Here is a 14360-nt window from a genome sequence, read left to right on the forward strand (position 1 = left end):
CGTGGCATCCACATGCCCCGACGATTTCTCGCCCGCACCTTGCACGGTCCACAGGAGGCTCGATTTCCCGCACCCGTTGCGGCCCATGAGGGCCGTCACCTCGCCTTGGCGAAGGCGCAGGTTCACGCCTCGGACGGCGACGACACCGGGGTACTGCACGACGATGTCATCGGCACGTAGCACCACCTCGCCGCCGCGTTCGGGGGCAGGAAGCTGCGGGGGTTGTTCGGCCCACCGTCGTCGCTGCTCGCGCGCCATGCGCCTGGCCTCGCGGATGGTGAGTGGAAGCGGGCCCCAGCCTTGCGCTATGCCCAACTCAATGAGCGGGGGCTGCACTGGAGCTCCGCGCAGGATCTCTCCGACGGGGCCGTGGCGGACGGTGGCATCGGGCAGCACGAGCAGTGCACTGTCGGCGAACTCGATCACGCGCTCCATGCGGTGCTCGGCCAGGAGCACTGTCGTGCCGAGGTCACGAACGAGCCTGGAGATGAGCGCCAGCACTTCCTCGGCGGCAATCGGGTCGAGTGCGGAGGTGGGCTCGTCGAGTACCAGCACCTTGGGCGCGCTGCACAAGACGCTGCCGATCGCCACTCGTTGCTGCTGGCCGCCAGACAGCGTGCGCAAGGGGCGGCGTCGCAACTCTGCGATGCCAAGAAGATCGAGCGTCTCTTCAACGCGACGGCGCATCTCCGCCTCGGGGAACCCCAGCTGTTCCATGGAGTATGCGAGTTCTTCCTCGACGATGTCGGTGACGAACCCAGCCATCGGGTTCTGCCCGACGTAGCCGACGGTGGTGGCGAGCTCGCGGGTCGGCGTCATTGTGGTGTCGACGTCGTCGATGAAGATGCGTCCGGTGCGCGTGCCGCCGGTAAAGCGCGGCACGAGATTGTTCACTGCGCCCAGCAGCGTCGACTTGCCTGCACCGGTGGGCCCCACGACGAGGCATAGTTCGCCTTCCTCCACCTCGAAGGACACGCGGTCGAGCCGGAGCAGCGGGCTGTGCGCGTAGCGCATGGTGACATCGTCGAAACGGATCATGACAGACCTCCGGCATTCTCTCGCGACGTGGATAGCGTCGGGGGTGGTGTGAGTACGGCAGGCAGTGCGGCGACCAGCACCATCGCGACGAGCGGCAGGGTGAGCTCCGGCCACGTCGGCGGGGAGATGCTGGGGTTGAGCACGCGGCCCGCGCTCGACCGCGCCACCCACTGCGCACCAACCACCGCCGCTAGTCCGCACGTGATCGTGCACCACTCGGCCAGCGCCCAGGGGTCACGACGGTATCGGGTGCGTTGCACGTGGCGCCCGGAGATGCGCATCGCGTACATGATCGCGCATACCCCGCCGAGCAAGAGTGCCAGCTCGAGGAGGTTGATGCCCCACAACGTTGGTCCGAGGCCGGGCTGTGCCAACAAGCAGTAGGACCACACCGCGAGGAGCAGCACCCCAGCAAGTCCCAATGCCGTCGATGTTGCCCGCTCGCGCTTGGTTGCGTGCCCGCTGCGGCCGTAGCCGCGCACTTCCATACTCGCGGCCAGTGCGACGGAACGGTCGAGCGCATCCGACAGCACTGGCACGACGATGGTCTCGATCCAGCCGAGCCGCTGCCGCCTGTTCTTCGGCTGTTGCTGTTTGCGCAGCTTGCGCACCTTCAACACGCGTGCCATCGCCTCGCCCAACTGCGGAAGGGCGCTGAACGCTACGACGAGGATCGTCCCCAGCTCGTACAGTGCCGACGGGAACGCTGCGAGTAGGCGTTTGGGGTTGACGAGGGAGTTTGCTGCCCCCACGGCGATGATGATGGTGGCGAGGCGCATGCCGTCGGTGAGCCCGTAAAGCAGCGACTCCAGCGATACTGGGCCAAGTAGACGGATGCCGCCCACCCAATCCGGCAGGGGGATAGAGGGCAGCCGGAACAGCACGGTGGCGCCGTCGCCACCCCCGAGCAACACACGGAAGGCAATGCGCACGACCACCACGAAGGCGCCCAGCAGTAAGTAGTACTTGAACCCTTTGGCCCAAGGGTTGTCGCCCCGCCGCGACACCGTGACGAGGGTCAACGCTGCGATGATCGCGCCGAGGAAGAGCACGTTGGTGCTCGACGCTGCCACCACCGCGAGCAGAATCGCCCAGCCCCACCACGCAAACGGGTGGAGCGGGCGGGCAAGGAAATAACGCTGCAACATGGGTTCGATGAGCACGCCCTGTCCGGGCAGTCGAGAGTCTCCGCCAGCGGGGGAGTTTCGGCGCCGAGCGTAGGGGCGACGCGGTCAGTAACGCTCAGGCGTGCTCAGTGCCCGCAAGCGCGCATGCGGATGCATACGGGTTCAACGGTGCGCTGGGGATGATCGCAATCGCGACGACGGCCCCTGCGGCTCGCTTCATCTTGATGTTTGCCATGTGGCAGCCTTTCCATTGTGGTCGGGCTCGAGGTCCGGCTTTGCCCACAGGCTTCACGGTTGCGCGACAGCGTCGGAATCACACCGACTTCTCGAGCTCGGCTTTACCCTACTCGCTTCGCCGAACTGTGCCGGAATAGGCGACGTTCTCGTCGAGGCGGCGGGCCCCTCAGCGCAGCGGAACGAAGAGATACTCGCCGACGCGGCTGATTTCAGGCTTGCCGGCCTCGTTCTTTATTACGCGCCACATCTGGCCACCCACAGGCATCACCAATACGCCACCCGGCGCGAGCTGCGCGAACAGCTCCGGCGGCATGCGCCTGGCCGCTGCGGATACGAGAATTCTGTCGTAGGGGCCGCGGCCAGCGTGGCCGAGCTTGCCCTTGACCGCCTGCTTGATTTCCGCCCAGGGACGCTCGAAGTGGGAGAGGTTCGTCGCACCAAATTCGACGAGTTCGGGCTCGATCTCAAGTCCGAGGACGGAACCCTCTGAGCCGGTCAGGTATGCGAGCAGCGCGGTGGTCCAGCCTGAGCCTGCACCCACGTCGAGCACGGAGTCTCCGGGTTGCACGTCGAGTAGGTAGAGCATGTCGCGCACCGTGGTTGGCTGCGAGTTCGTCTGGTTCCTGCCGATCGGCAATGGGCGGTCTTCCTCGGCCCGAGAACGAACCTTCTCCGGCAGGAAATCTGCTCGAGGCGTCGCTTCGATGGCTTCGTTGATACGAGCCTCAAGTGCGTCTTCGGTCATGGTTGCTCCTTCGTCGATGGCGTTGAGGAGGAATCCCTGGTGCCGTCTCCCTCCATCAACCTAGCGCACGCTGGTTGATGCGTGGCTGCGGTACCCTGGCCGCGTGGGAAAGGGTATTCGTATCGCTGCGCTGGTGTGCACCGTCGTGCTGAGCGCGTGCGGAACCCAAGCCCCGACGGAAGACCCCTCGGCGGGGAAACACACTGATACCGCGGTGCAAGGCAGCATCGCCCCAGTGGAGCCCGTACCCGGCCTGCACGAGATCGGCCTCGAGAAAGCCACGGTGTCGGTGGAAACCATTCCGGGCGCCTGGGCTGAAACGAAGCACGGCATCACTGCCGTCACCGACGGCGACGGCGCCGACGTCGTCGTCACCCAGTACGGGTGGGACGGAGCGCAGCGGTGGCAGCACACCGTCGGCAAACCGCGCAGCGACGACGGCCTGCACCCGCGGATCAGCATCGATGAAGTGCTCGGGGTTGTCTCGGTGTGGTTCACCACCAACACGGGCCCACAGACCGCTGCTATTTCGGGCGACATTCGTTGGTTTGATCTCCAAGACGGGCAGGGCGACACCATCCGCCCGGAGCGCACCGACGACCGTTCCAAGGTGGAGTCGTGGAGCCACCTGGTGGGCTATATCTCGTATCCCGATTCCTTTGGGCCGTCGACGTCGTTTACATTCCTCGGCCCTGACCGAGAGCCCCAGACGGTGCAGTGGGGCGATCTCCTTGAGGGAGAAGAGCAGTCGTGGCTCACCGCCGTCGAGGGAGGTGTCCCATCGTACTCTGTCACATCCCCCGACGGTTCGGTGCGTATCCAGCACGGCAACACGGTGGTGCTCGAGGGAGGAGCGAGCAATATGCGCTGGTTCCTCCTGCCTGGTGGTATCTATGCCGCGACGGGCATCCCTGGTAGCGAGCTCGTGGTGGTCGACGAAGAAGGCACCGTGCTGCTCGACTACGCCGGGGAGTGCCCGACGTCGGGTGATCTCGCCGGTCATGACGGCGTGCTGTGGGCTGGCAGCCTCATGTTCGACTCCCGTACGGGCCAATCGCACTGCCTCACTGGGTTCGGGGAGAGCTCGTCGTCGACACTCGGACTCACCTCGTCGGGCATTGCGCTCGGGGAGTCCAGCGACGGCAAGATGGTGTTTTCGGAGCCGTCCTACACCACGACGAGAGCCTCGGAGGTTGGTGTCCGTCTACACAGCCGGGGCGGGTACCTGCTTGCCATCGACGACCGTGACGACAAGCGTACGGTAGTGTCCGCGTTCAATGCCGACGATCTCTCCTTGCCCTGAGCACGTGCGGCGATTCGTGCGGCCACAATGACAGGGCTAGACTGTGTGCGTTGTATGGGAAGCGTGCCGCAAAGTGAGGTGGGATTTGCGGCGTCAACGCTATTCCCGGAGGGTCGAACTATGGGCTCCAATGCCTCGCTCGTACAGCACGGTGGTTGGCCGTTTCTGATCACGTCGGCGATTGGTCGGCTGCCGCCGGCGATGGTGCAGCTTGGGCTGCTGATGTACGTCGCCCAGGTCGGCTTGGGCCTCGGGCTCGGCGGTCTCACGGTGGCGGCGGTCGGGCTGGGCACAGCCATCAGCGCGACGATCATGGGGCGCCTCGTCGACGCGTTTGGCCCGTTGCCCGTCGTGGTGTCCGCGACCGTGGTGCAAGTGAGCGGGCTCGTCGCTATCGCCGCCGTGACGCCAGCGCTGGTGGCCGGCGATCTTCCTCCGACGACGCTCCTCGCCCTCGCCGCCGTGTGCGGGCTCGCGAACCCGCAGCTGGGGCCGATCGTGCGCTCACGCTGGTCGCACTTGGGGCGCCGATACGGTAACCCGCAGCTTGTCCGGCAAGCGCTCGGGTATGAGGGCGCCGTCGACGAGATGAGCTTCATCATCGGTCCGGTAGCGGCAAGCACGTTGGTGGCCGGGCTCGGGCCTGGCCTCGCGATTCGCGCCCTGATGGGCATCATCATTGTGGGGCAGGGAGTGTTCTGCCTGTACCTGTGGTCGTCGCGGGCAGACTGGGACCGCGGGTCGAGTCGTGCCCGCGCCACACCCGCCGAACGGCTGCCTATGGGTGCGCTGCTGCCGCCTATGATCGTGTTGCTGTCGGTCGGGGTGACCTTCGGCGCGACGCAGACCGCGCTCGCCGCCGTCAATGACGCCCGAGGAACCGACCACCTCACCGGCATCGTCTACGGCGCGGTCGGCATTGGCAGCGCGTGCTCGTCGGTGTTCACCCCGAGGCTGCCAGACCGTGTCACGCTGCGGATGCGCCTCGCGTTCGGCGCCGTGGGCTTGCTGTTGGCCGGTGCTGGGTTTTCGCTGCTGCCCACGTTGTGGCCGGCGCTCATCATCGCGATTCTCATGGGCGTCGGCATCGGCGTCGTGCTCGTGACGGGGTTCGCCCGCGCGGAAGAAGTGGCGCCGCGTTCGCGCGTGGCATCGTCGATGACCATGCTCTCCATGTGCCTGACCCTCGGCGTTTCGATTGGAGCTGCGGTGGCCGGGCAGCTGAGCGATGTGCTGTGGCACGGCTTTATCCCGGTGCTGTGTGCGGGCGTGCTGGCGCTCGTCGCCGCGAGCTTCGTCGGGCGCGATCGGCCTCGCAAGGCCTGGAACCCGTGAGGGTGAGAGGCCGCGTCGGGAACCGGGCTTAGACGACACCCTGGGAGCCGAGCAGCCACCCGATGAGGAAGGTTGCGGTGAGCGCGAGCGCACCGCCCAACACGACGCGGGTCGTGGCACGCAGCGGGTCTGCCTCACCCAGGCGCGCCCCGGTGTAGCCGGTGGCGGCAAGGGCTACGAGCACCGACGCGAAGATCGCGGGCACCTTCGCAGGGATCGGCACGAGAATTGCGACGAGGAACGGCAGCAGTGCGCCGAGCAGGAACGCAGCGAAGGACGCGAACGCGGCATGCCAGGGGCTCACCACATCTTCGTCGGTGAGGTGGTGCTCGGCTTCGAGGTAGGCGGCGATGGGGTCGTTGGCGCTCAGCTCGTGGGCGACGCGCTCAGCGGTGGCGGGAGAGAGCCCCTTGCGCTCATACGCGCGGGCGAGATGCTGCAGCTGCCGTTCAGGGTTAGTCGCCAGGGTGTGACGTTCCTTGGTGATGAGGCTGCGCTGGGCGTCGGATGACGATGACACCGAGACATACTCGCCGAGGGCCATGGAAATCGCGCCGCCAGCCACCGCTGCCACGCCGGCAGCGATGAGCGGTCCGAGCGCCGACGTCGCGCCCGCGACGCCCACGACGACGGCCGCCGTCGACACGATGCCGTCGTTGGCACCGAGGATGCCGGCTCGCAGCCAGTTGAGTTTCTGTGCACCCGCAGCGGACTCCTCTGCAGGTGCTTCGGGTAAATCCAGCACGGTCATGATTTCACCGTATGCATTGGCATCGTCCCTTGCCAGCAAGGGAAGGCAAGCCTGTGCAAGGTGAAGCTACCCTAACGATCTCCTTGGCTGGGTTGGCCTGGGTGTATGACTGATAGAGGAGATTGGAGGCGACGGTGGAAGCAGCCGGCTACGAGCGGGGCAGCGAGGGTTACCGTCGGGTGCTCATCTCGCTGTTCTGCGCCGGGATTGCGACGTTCGCGCAGCTCTACTCGGTGCAGGGCGTGCTGCCGCTCGTGCAGGCCGATTTGGGCGTGACCCCTGCCCAGTCCGCGCTGGCGGTGTCTGCGGCAACGTTAGGGCTCGCGTCGTCGGTGGTGGTGTGGTCGGCCGTGTCCGACCGGTTCGGGCGCAGGCACACCATGATCGTCGCCATTATCGCCGCGACGGTATTCGCGCTGGCAAGCATCTTCGCTCCGTCGTTTCAGCTGCTGGTGGCCATCCGCTTCTGCGAGGGCGCCGCGCTGGGTGGCATCCCGGCCGTCGCGATGGCCTATCTCTCGGAGGAGGTCCACCGATCACACGCGACGCTCGCCTCCGCCACATACATTTCGGGAACGAGCATCGGTGGGTTGTCGGGGCGCATCATCGCAGCGCCGATGGGGGAGCTGTGCGGCTGGCGCATCGGCGTGCTGTCAGTCACGTGCATGGCGGTGCTCGCCACGGTGGTCTTCATCGTCATGTGCCCTCGGCAACGCAATTTCGTAGCGCAGCCGATCCGGATGGGGGCGATCACCAGGCGCATCCTCGGAACCCTCACCGACCGACGCCTGCTGGTGCTCTACGCCGAAGCGTTCCTGCTGATGGGCACCTTCGTCGCAATGTACAACTACTTGGGGTTTCACCTCGGCCAGGAGCCGTTCAATCTGTCTCCTGCGTGGGTGTCGCTGCTCTTCCTCGCGTATCTGTTTGGCAGCTGGTCGTCGTCGAAGGCTGGGAAACTCGCGGCGCAGTGGGGGCGACGTCGGGTGCTCGTTGCGTCGACGGCGGTCATGCTGTGCGGTGCGCTGTTGACTCTCGTCGTGTCACTGCCGATCATTATCGTCGGGCTCGTGCTGTTCACCATCGGATTCTTCGCGGCACACGCGGTAGCGAACGGCTGGGTGCCAGCGCTGGCTCACAGGTCAGCGGCGCAGGCATCGTCGTTCTACACCCTGGCCTACTACACGGGCTCGTCCGTCGTCGGATACGCGAGCGGGTTGGTGCGGGCGGGAGCTGGCTGGGGCGGGTTCATCGTCGCGTTGTGTGTGCTGGAAGCCGTCGCTATTGGCGCTGCCCTGGCGTTGCTGCCGGCCCGCGACGACGAACTGGCCGCGGGCGACTGACCGTCGGGAGTCAGCTCCGTCTTCTGTTCTTGCTCAATTTGTGCAGTTCAGCGAGTTCTGATTTCGACAGGGAATCCATGCCGGAAGCGTTGATCTTGTCGAGGAGCGCGTCGAGTTTGGCCTCAGCGTTCTGCTGCTTGCGTTCTGCTGGGCTGGGCTTCGGAGGTTTCGCTTCCACGACGCGGAGCTTCGCGCGGCTGCGGGGTCGCCGTCGCTGGGGGCCGGGTAGCCAGGTGAACTGCGTCAAGAGCCCGAACCGTCGCGCCCAGACAGCGGCTCCGAAGAGGCTCAGCACGAGCCCCGTTAGCGCGCCGAGGTTGCCCGCGGCGATCATCGGCAGCAGTTGCAGCGCCAAGATGATGGCGCCGAACACCCAAGCGGGGATGCGGAAGAAGAACATCCGGTTCGGTGCTTCAGCGATGAAGATGAGAATGAGGAGCAGCTGGATCAGACCCAGCCCGGCCAACGGCGCGCTGCCGGGGAGAAGGAGGTCTGCTGCTAGGTAGGCGAGCGACACGATCACCCAGAGGCCGACGAGGAACGAGGCCATGCGCTGTTTGCCGAGCTGGTCTTCGATGGCGTTGCCGAAGTACCAAAAGAAGAAGATCGTGAGGACTGCCCAGATGCTGAATGGTTCGACGAACGGCCACGTGAGCAGGCGCCAGACCTCACCGCGCATCACAGCGCTGGAGAACATCGCGCCGAATACGGTCAACGATCTGGAGAACAGTGCGACGAGGCTGCCCAGGCCAGCAGCCAGCGCGACGAACACCGTCGTGGTGACCTCGAGTTTGCCGATTCGGAACCAATACATGCCACTAGATTGGCACGCCCGGGAAAATCCAGCGACAACGACGAGCAGTAACTGAAACGCTCAAGATAGATCAAGTTGGTGGTGGGTAGACGAGCCACGAACTTGATCTATCTTGGTGGTATGCGTAGGAACGGCGTTGTAGCTCATACAAGGAAGTGGGGGAGAGGTGGGGGAACGGCCCAAATGAAGAACCCCGCCTGACTATATTGCCTAGTCAGACGGGGTTTCGTGTCGTGTCCGAGAGAGGACTTGAACCTCTGCTTAAATCGCTGTAACTAGGTCTTATGCCGAAATCATCCGGCCATGTGTCTATTTTGTGTCTATTCGGGCCGTCGGCCCATACTCTGCATAGTCTGCATACTCAGCAATGTATGCATACTCTGAGACACACAGGGGGAGTGCAGAGAATGGCCGTTTGCGGCGTTTCCGGGCGTGTGGGTGCTCGTTGCGGCTGTGATGGTCGGGGTGGATGCCATGCCGCTATCTGTGAATGGGGCTTGCTTGGGTTGTGGGTGTGGGTGGCGGCTGTTGCCGTCATGGCAACGGTTGCTCGGGGTTTGCGGCTTGTCTGAGTGTCGGTGATTCATCTATCCCCATCCCCAGCTTTACAAAAAGCGTTCGGCGAATTCGATTGTGCGTTCGATCCTGGCTTGGCCACCACCGGCGCTAGTCACGGTCGAGCCGTGGCCGAGCTGCTTCTCCACCTCATGGAATGGCACGGTGGCGGTGATGTCCACGTGTTGCGCCGTGACGTGGCCGTCGCTCGACAGGACCCCGCTGGCCGTGCCGTCGACGTTCAGTAGCGAGGATGCAGGCAGTGACATTCCGCCAGATTGGAGATCGATGTCATCGATCCATATGTCTTCCTCGCTCAGCTCCGCTGGGGGTGACGGGGTGCTGGGCGTCGGGCGGGGCGCTGGCGTTCCCGGCTCCTGCCCAGCTGGTCTCGAGATGGAGAACCATGCGATGACGAGCACGACGATGATCAGCACCAGCATGCCGAGGGCACCCAGCAGGACATACAGGACCGGAGAACGTTTCACGCACGTCATTCTGCACGCCTGCGGTGTCAGGCCGGTGGGCTCCGACCATCAACGACCGGCGAGCCAATTCCTCCCGAAGTCCGTCACAACGATGTTCAGTTCCTTATCCTCCGTCGGCTCCTGTGCGGGTCCAGGCTCCGACTCGGCCGAAATGTCCGGCTCTTCGACGGAGGTCGCCGCCCCCTCTCGGAACACCTTGTCGAGCCGCACGGTCGTGACAGTCTCCGAGTTCCACGTCTCGCTGAGCCGTCCCTCACGGAAGACAAAGAGCCTCCGGGTCCACGACACCAGCTCGCGGCTGTCAGACGAGATGAGCACCACGGCCATTCCACGCTCAGTGGCGGCAGTCAGGTGCTCGTGCAGGGCTGCTCGGGCTGCGGCGTCCAGCGTGGCAGAGGGATCCTCAAGGACTAGGACCGCTGCGTTTGCGGAGAGCAGAGCGGACAAGTAGCGACTCTCCGTCTGACCGAACGACCCCTGCCGTTCGCCGAACAGCTTGAGCCCGTGGTTGTCCATCTGTTCCATGGCTGCCAAGATCGAGGCAATGGCGGTCTGAGCCTCGTCGAAGTCGTCGTCATCCTCGATGCCGACCACAAGGTTTGCGGCGACGTGATCGCCTCCCGCGCCCGGCCAATGGTGGGCGATGCCTGCTCGAACTGCTCCCTCGCGAGTGTTGATCGACGCCTGCCTGCCCTGTACTGTCACCGTGCCGCTCTCGACGGGTGCCTTCCCTGTCAACGCGGCAATCACATCCTGCATGCCCGAGTCTCGTCCACCGACGAACCCGACGATCTCGCCCGCGGCCACGGTAAAGCTCACGTCGGACACCACTCCGGACGAGAGGCCGACAACTTCAAGGGCCACCTGGTCTCGGACGTGAGATTTCGGAACGCTGTGAGCGATGGGGCCTGCGTGGATCTCTCCTTCGAGGTCGGCGTCGGGATCCGTCTCTACAAGAGTCCCTTCGCGCAGGAGCAACACTCGATCGCACAAGGCGCGAACCTCGTCTAAGCGATGGGAGACGTAGACGACGCTGCGGCCCTGGCTCGTGATCTTGTTGACGATCCAGTGGAGCTCGTCCAACTCACGCGTATTGAACCTAGCCGAGACCTCGTCGACAAGCACCACATCCACGGTGTCATCCGCCCACAAGCGCATGGATTCGACTAGGCCGACATCCGGTCTGGTGAGACCCCCTACCCGCGACATCGGATCCAGCGAAATCCCTGCCTGTGCCAACAGGGCCCGTGCACGCTGGCGTTCTTCCGACGGGCCGATGTTGGTGCCGCGAAAGATCGCCTGAGCGACGGTGAGCCCCGGGTTGACGTTGAAGCGTTGGGCGATCAGACCGGTCTGCGCCTCGCGGCCCTTTGCTAAGACGGACTCTCCGTGAGTGATCTGCCCGTCGTCGGGCTGGATCTCACCGGCGAGGATACCGAGCAAGGTGGACTTGCCCGCCCCGTTGGGTCCGATGATTCCGACGCATTCTCCGGACCGAACCTCCAGCTCCACATCGCTGAAGATCTCCCGGTTCCCGAAGTTCTTCGCCAGCTTTTCCGCGGAAAGTAACACGCGGTCATTCATGTTGGGCACCCCCGGCGCTCCTCAGCGCATCTCGTAGTCGGTGAGCCTTCTCCTGCTCAATGAGGCGCAGGTTGTCGGACTCGTTCAGCCTCTGCACCAAGCTCTGGTTTTCCTCTTGGAGCTGTTTCAACTTAGTTTCGAGCGTTGCGATCGTCTCGTCCCACGCTTGGATAGCGCGTGCTTCCAATCTGGCCATCTCCTGCTCGGTGTGACGGAGCTTCTCGCGGAGGAGCTCTTCCTCGTCGGACTTGGTCGGCGTCTCGTCAAGGTCAGCGACAGAGGGCGCTGCCCGTGACGTTTCCTCGGGTTCGTAGGCCATCGCCCCTGCTGTCTCCATCCGTTGGTGAGGCTCCTCAGCAGCTGAGCTGAGGTCGCCTCCTCGGACCTCGGATGATTCGGCGGGCACTGCAACGCGCGCTTGACGCGTCGTCGTATCTTCCAGCGGATCAGGAGACGCGACCTGAGCTCCGCCACGAGCCGGGGCTACGGGCCCGCTCTCGGCTGTCCGCCGCGGTTGTTCTTGGATCTCCTCGCGAGCGGCATGCGTCGTGGCGGGGGCTTCGTGCGCGCGCTCCGCTGGCGGTCGCAACTGTCCCTCAGCGTGCGACGAAGCCTCCACTGGGGTGGACCGTCGACGGCCGATTAGGAAGCCCAGCAAGGCGGCCAAGGCGGCGACCACGACGAGGACCACGAGGATCTGCAGATATGCGTAGGCGAAACCTTGCACGTCATCCTTCCTGGAAGGTGATTTCGACCCGACGGTTGAGCTGACGCCCGTCCGGGGTGTCGTTTGGGGCGACGGGGTTTGCATCCCCGCCTGCGACCGTGGTGATGCGGGCTTCATCGACACCGGCGTCCAGCAGCACCTCTTGGGCGGCGGAGGCTCGTGCGTCGGAAAGCGCGCGTCGGCCCGCCTCGTCTTGGCCATTGTCGGTGTATCCCGTGAGCGTGACCATGACGTCAGGGTGCGCGGTCAAATATTCGGCCAACTCCCGCAGCACCGTCTCGTCTTCCGAGCGCACGGAGGCGCTCGCCCCTTCGAACATCAGGTTGGGGTAGGAAGGTGGTTCGGCCGAGGTCGATGGAGTGGCAGGGGTGGGGGAGGCGTCGTTCGTCACCGGGGGTGGTGTCGTGGATGGCGACTCAGGCGCCGCCGGGCTCGCTTCCTCGCTTGGCTGGGAGGAGCCCGGAGGTTGATGATCCTCGACTTGGACCACTCGCGTGCCACTCACGCCCGAAACCACCGTGTGGGCTGTGTCCGCCGTCGCCGCATCGGCAAGGTTCGTCAGCGTCGCGTCGAAGCCCGAATAGGAAACGTCCGCGTGCACATCGGCGTTGGCCAATTCAGCGGCGGCACGCCGGGTGAGTTGAGACTCAGCCGACGAAACGACCCACGCTGATCCGGCCAATAGAGCTCCGGCCAAGGCCGCGGCGACGCCAGCCACCGGAGCCCATGATCTACCGCCGCTCACAGTGGATCCTCCTTCAGAGGTGCTCGACGTGCCTCCCGCTAGCGGTCAAGAGACGGTATCCCGGAGAGCTTACCGGGGTTTCCATCCCGAAGTGTATCACTGAGCGGCTAGGCTCAATGCGTCATCGAGGTTGAAGTAGTCCAAACTTGCATATCTCCGGAGTCCAATAGTGTACTGGTGGCTCCACAGTAGTTCCTCATCCATGGCCTCCAAGGAGGTCCGGGGGGCTTAGTGCAACTGGGCAGCACAGCAGTGTTGAGAGGAAAAGATTATGACCAGCAACTACATCGTCAGCAAGACTGATGAGCTCTCTAGGGTGATCGGCAATATGCGCCGGTCCATCCCGGAGCTACACGGCGTGATGATCGCGTCCACCGACGGCCTGCCCGTCGCCCATGATTTCTCGGACTCCGACGCAGAGCGCATCGCGGCCATGGCCGCTACCGCTCTGGGCCTCGGTGGGCGAATTGCTGAGCGCGCTGAGCTGGGCGATTTTGCCGAAGCCGTGGTTCGCGGACAGAACGGCTACATGGTGACGTACTCGGTCGGCGCCGACGCCGTGCTCGTCCTCACCGGCCCCATCGACTCCAACCTCGGCCTCATGCGCATCGAAGCTCGCGTCGCCGCCGTTGAACTCAAGCAGCTCCTCGGGAGGGCCTGAGCATGGATTCGATGCATGACATCGCGAAGACGGCGATCGACCAGGCGCCCCCGGAGTGCCGCGTCCGCCCTGAAGATGCTGACGTCATCCAGCGGCACGCGGATGCACTCGTCGGGCTTGGACCCGAGATGGTCAATGCCTTCTACGACACCGTGTATGGACACTCGGAGACGGAGAAGATCTTCAAGCCAGGCGAGCGTCCCATGCGTGAGGAGTCGCTGCAGGGCTGGTGGGAACGGACTGTCCGCGGGCCCCTCGACGACGACTACTGGGCGTGGATGGCACTGGTTGGGCTCACGCACGTCATCCGGCGGGTGAACAACCCAATGATGCTCGCCATGGCCAACTTTGTGGCGCAGTTTGTGGAAAGCAGCGAGTCGCTGGAGATCTCCGACGATGAGCGCCGCGAGCTGTCGGTGGCCTTCCGTCGAGTCTCGTCGACGGTGAGCTCCATCATCACGTTCGCGTACGATCACGCAGTCAGCTCCGCGCTCTTCAGCGTCGCTGGTATGCCAGAAGCGCTCCTAGCGCGGCTTCGTGACCAAGAGGTCGGTGACGCTCTCGACAAGGCGCACAAGGAAGTACGCTCCGCTTCGCTCCACGGCTCTTGAGCGAGTGAAACCCCGTGCCGTCACGCCGATGGCACGGGGTTTCTCACGCCGCAAAACACGCGGGCCGAGCAAAGGACACGAAGCTCACAAGGCGCACGCGCGGGAAGGCCGTCCCGCGGTCCAATGCAAACGGGCGGACCAGGGAAAGATAAACCCCGCATGACTGTGTTCATCAGTCATGCGGGGTTTTCGCGTGTCCGAGAGAGGACTTGAACCTCCACAGCCTAAAGCGGCCACTAGCACCTCAAGCTAGCGCGTCTACCAATTCCGCCACCCGGACAGGTGTTGCACTCAAG

14 protein-coding genes and 1 tRNA gene are annotated in these 14360 nt (G+C 64.5%); 5 read left to right on the forward strand and 10 right to left on the reverse strand.

Features of this window, described 5'->3' with window-relative positions; all coding sequences use genetic code 11:
- From Q0X68_RS07870 to Q0X68_RS07880, 3 genes are all read right to left on the reverse strand, one after another.
- Positions 1-1038, reverse strand: a 1038-nt coding sequence (locus Q0X68_RS07870; protein ID WP_297749954.1) for an ATP-binding cassette domain-containing protein, incomplete at its 3' end; no start/stop codon positions are given.
- The gene (locus tag Q0X68_RS07875) at positions 1035-2186 is read right to left on the reverse strand and encodes an energy-coupling factor transporter transmembrane component T (RefSeq protein ID WP_297749957.1); all 1152 of its coding nucleotides are present in this window, start codon (positions 2184-2186) and stop codon (positions 1035-1037) included. The genes Q0X68_RS07870 and Q0X68_RS07875, both read right to left, overlap by 4 nt.
- A 382-nt stretch (positions 2187-2568) precedes the next feature.
- Positions 2569-3147: a protein-L-isoaspartate O-methyltransferase gene (locus tag Q0X68_RS07880; RefSeq protein ID WP_297749960.1), complete on the reverse strand. Its 579-nt coding sequence runs from the start codon at positions 3145-3147 to the stop codon at positions 2569-2571.
- 103 nt (positions 3148-3250) lie between these two features.
- On the opposite strand from Q0X68_RS07880, the gene Q0X68_RS07885 reads away from it, so the two are divergent.
- Positions 3251-4450, forward strand: a complete 1200-nt coding sequence (locus Q0X68_RS07885; RefSeq protein ID WP_297749963.1) for a hypothetical protein — start codon at positions 3251-3253, stop codon at positions 4448-4450.
- A 120-nt stretch (positions 4451-4570) separates the two neighbouring features.
- On the forward strand, positions 4571-5785 hold the full coding sequence (locus tag Q0X68_RS07890) for an MFS transporter (RefSeq protein WP_297749966.1): 1215 nt from the start codon (positions 4571-4573) through the stop codon (positions 5783-5785).
- A 28-nt stretch (positions 5786-5813) separates the two neighbouring features.
- Here Q0X68_RS07890 and Q0X68_RS07895 read toward each other — a convergent pair whose 3' ends face one another.
- Positions 5814-6536, reverse strand: a complete 723-nt coding sequence (locus tag Q0X68_RS07895; protein WP_297749969.1) for a VIT family protein — start codon at positions 6534-6536, stop codon at positions 5814-5816.
- A gap of 134 nt (positions 6537-6670) precedes the next feature.
- Here Q0X68_RS07895 and Q0X68_RS07900 point away from each other — a divergent pair, with 134 nt between their 5' ends.
- Complete coding sequence (locus tag Q0X68_RS07900) at positions 6671-7879, forward strand: MFS transporter (RefSeq protein WP_297749972.1); 1209 nt, start codon at positions 6671-6673, stop codon at positions 7877-7879.
- A 10-nt stretch (positions 7880-7889) separates the two neighbouring features.
- Here the strand turns inward: Q0X68_RS07900 and Q0X68_RS07905 are convergent, their stop codons facing one another.
- From Q0X68_RS07905 to Q0X68_RS07925, 5 genes are all read right to left on the reverse strand, one after another.
- Entirely contained in the window at positions 7890-8693 is an 804-nt protein-coding gene (locus tag Q0X68_RS07905; protein WP_297749975.1) for a rhomboid family intramembrane serine protease, read from the reverse strand.
- A 605-nt stretch (positions 8694-9298) separates the two neighbouring features.
- Positions 9299-9736, reverse strand: a complete 438-nt coding sequence (locus tag Q0X68_RS07910; protein ID WP_297749978.1) for a hypothetical protein — start codon at positions 9734-9736, stop codon at positions 9299-9301.
- A gap of 48 nt (positions 9737-9784) precedes the next feature.
- Positions 9785-11320, reverse strand: coding sequence for an ATP-binding cassette domain-containing protein (locus Q0X68_RS07915; protein ID WP_297749982.1), 1536 nt, complete (start codon positions 11318-11320; stop codon positions 9785-9787).
- Complete coding sequence (locus Q0X68_RS07920; RefSeq protein ID WP_297749985.1) at positions 11313-12047, reverse strand: hypothetical protein; 735 nt, start codon at positions 12045-12047, stop codon at positions 11313-11315. The genes Q0X68_RS07915 and Q0X68_RS07920 overlap by 8 nt, the downstream gene beginning before the upstream one ends.
- A gap of 1 nt (position 12048) precedes the next feature.
- Positions 12049-12792 carry an OmpA family protein gene (locus Q0X68_RS07925; RefSeq protein ID WP_297749988.1) on the reverse strand — a complete coding sequence of 248 codons (744 nt, stop codon included), beginning with the start codon at positions 12790-12792 and terminating at the stop codon, positions 12049-12051.
- 271 nt (positions 12793-13063) lie between these two features.
- On the opposite strand from Q0X68_RS07925, the gene Q0X68_RS07930 reads away from it, so the two are divergent.
- Both Q0X68_RS07930 and Q0X68_RS07935 read left to right on the forward strand, forming a co-directional pair.
- Positions 13064-13453, forward strand: coding sequence for a roadblock/LC7 domain-containing protein (locus Q0X68_RS07930; protein ID WP_297749991.1), 390 nt, complete (start codon positions 13064-13066; stop codon positions 13451-13453).
- A gap of 11 nt (positions 13454-13464) precedes the next feature.
- Positions 13465-14064 carry a protoglobin domain-containing protein gene (locus tag Q0X68_RS07935; RefSeq protein WP_197709428.1) on the forward strand — a complete coding sequence of 200 codons (600 nt, stop codon included), beginning with the start codon at positions 13465-13467 and terminating at the stop codon, positions 14062-14064.
- 194 nt (positions 14065-14258) lie between these two features.
- Here Q0X68_RS07935 and Q0X68_RS07940 read toward each other — a convergent pair.
- Positions 14259-14344, reverse strand: a tRNA-Leu gene (locus Q0X68_RS07940).
- Between the last annotated feature and the right edge of the window lie 16 nt (positions 14345-14360).

It is taken from the genome of uncultured Tessaracoccus sp. (assembly GCF_947286155.1).
In the GTDB taxonomy this organism is placed as follows: Bacteria; Actinomycetota; Actinomycetes; order Propionibacteriales; family Propionibacteriaceae; genus Arachnia.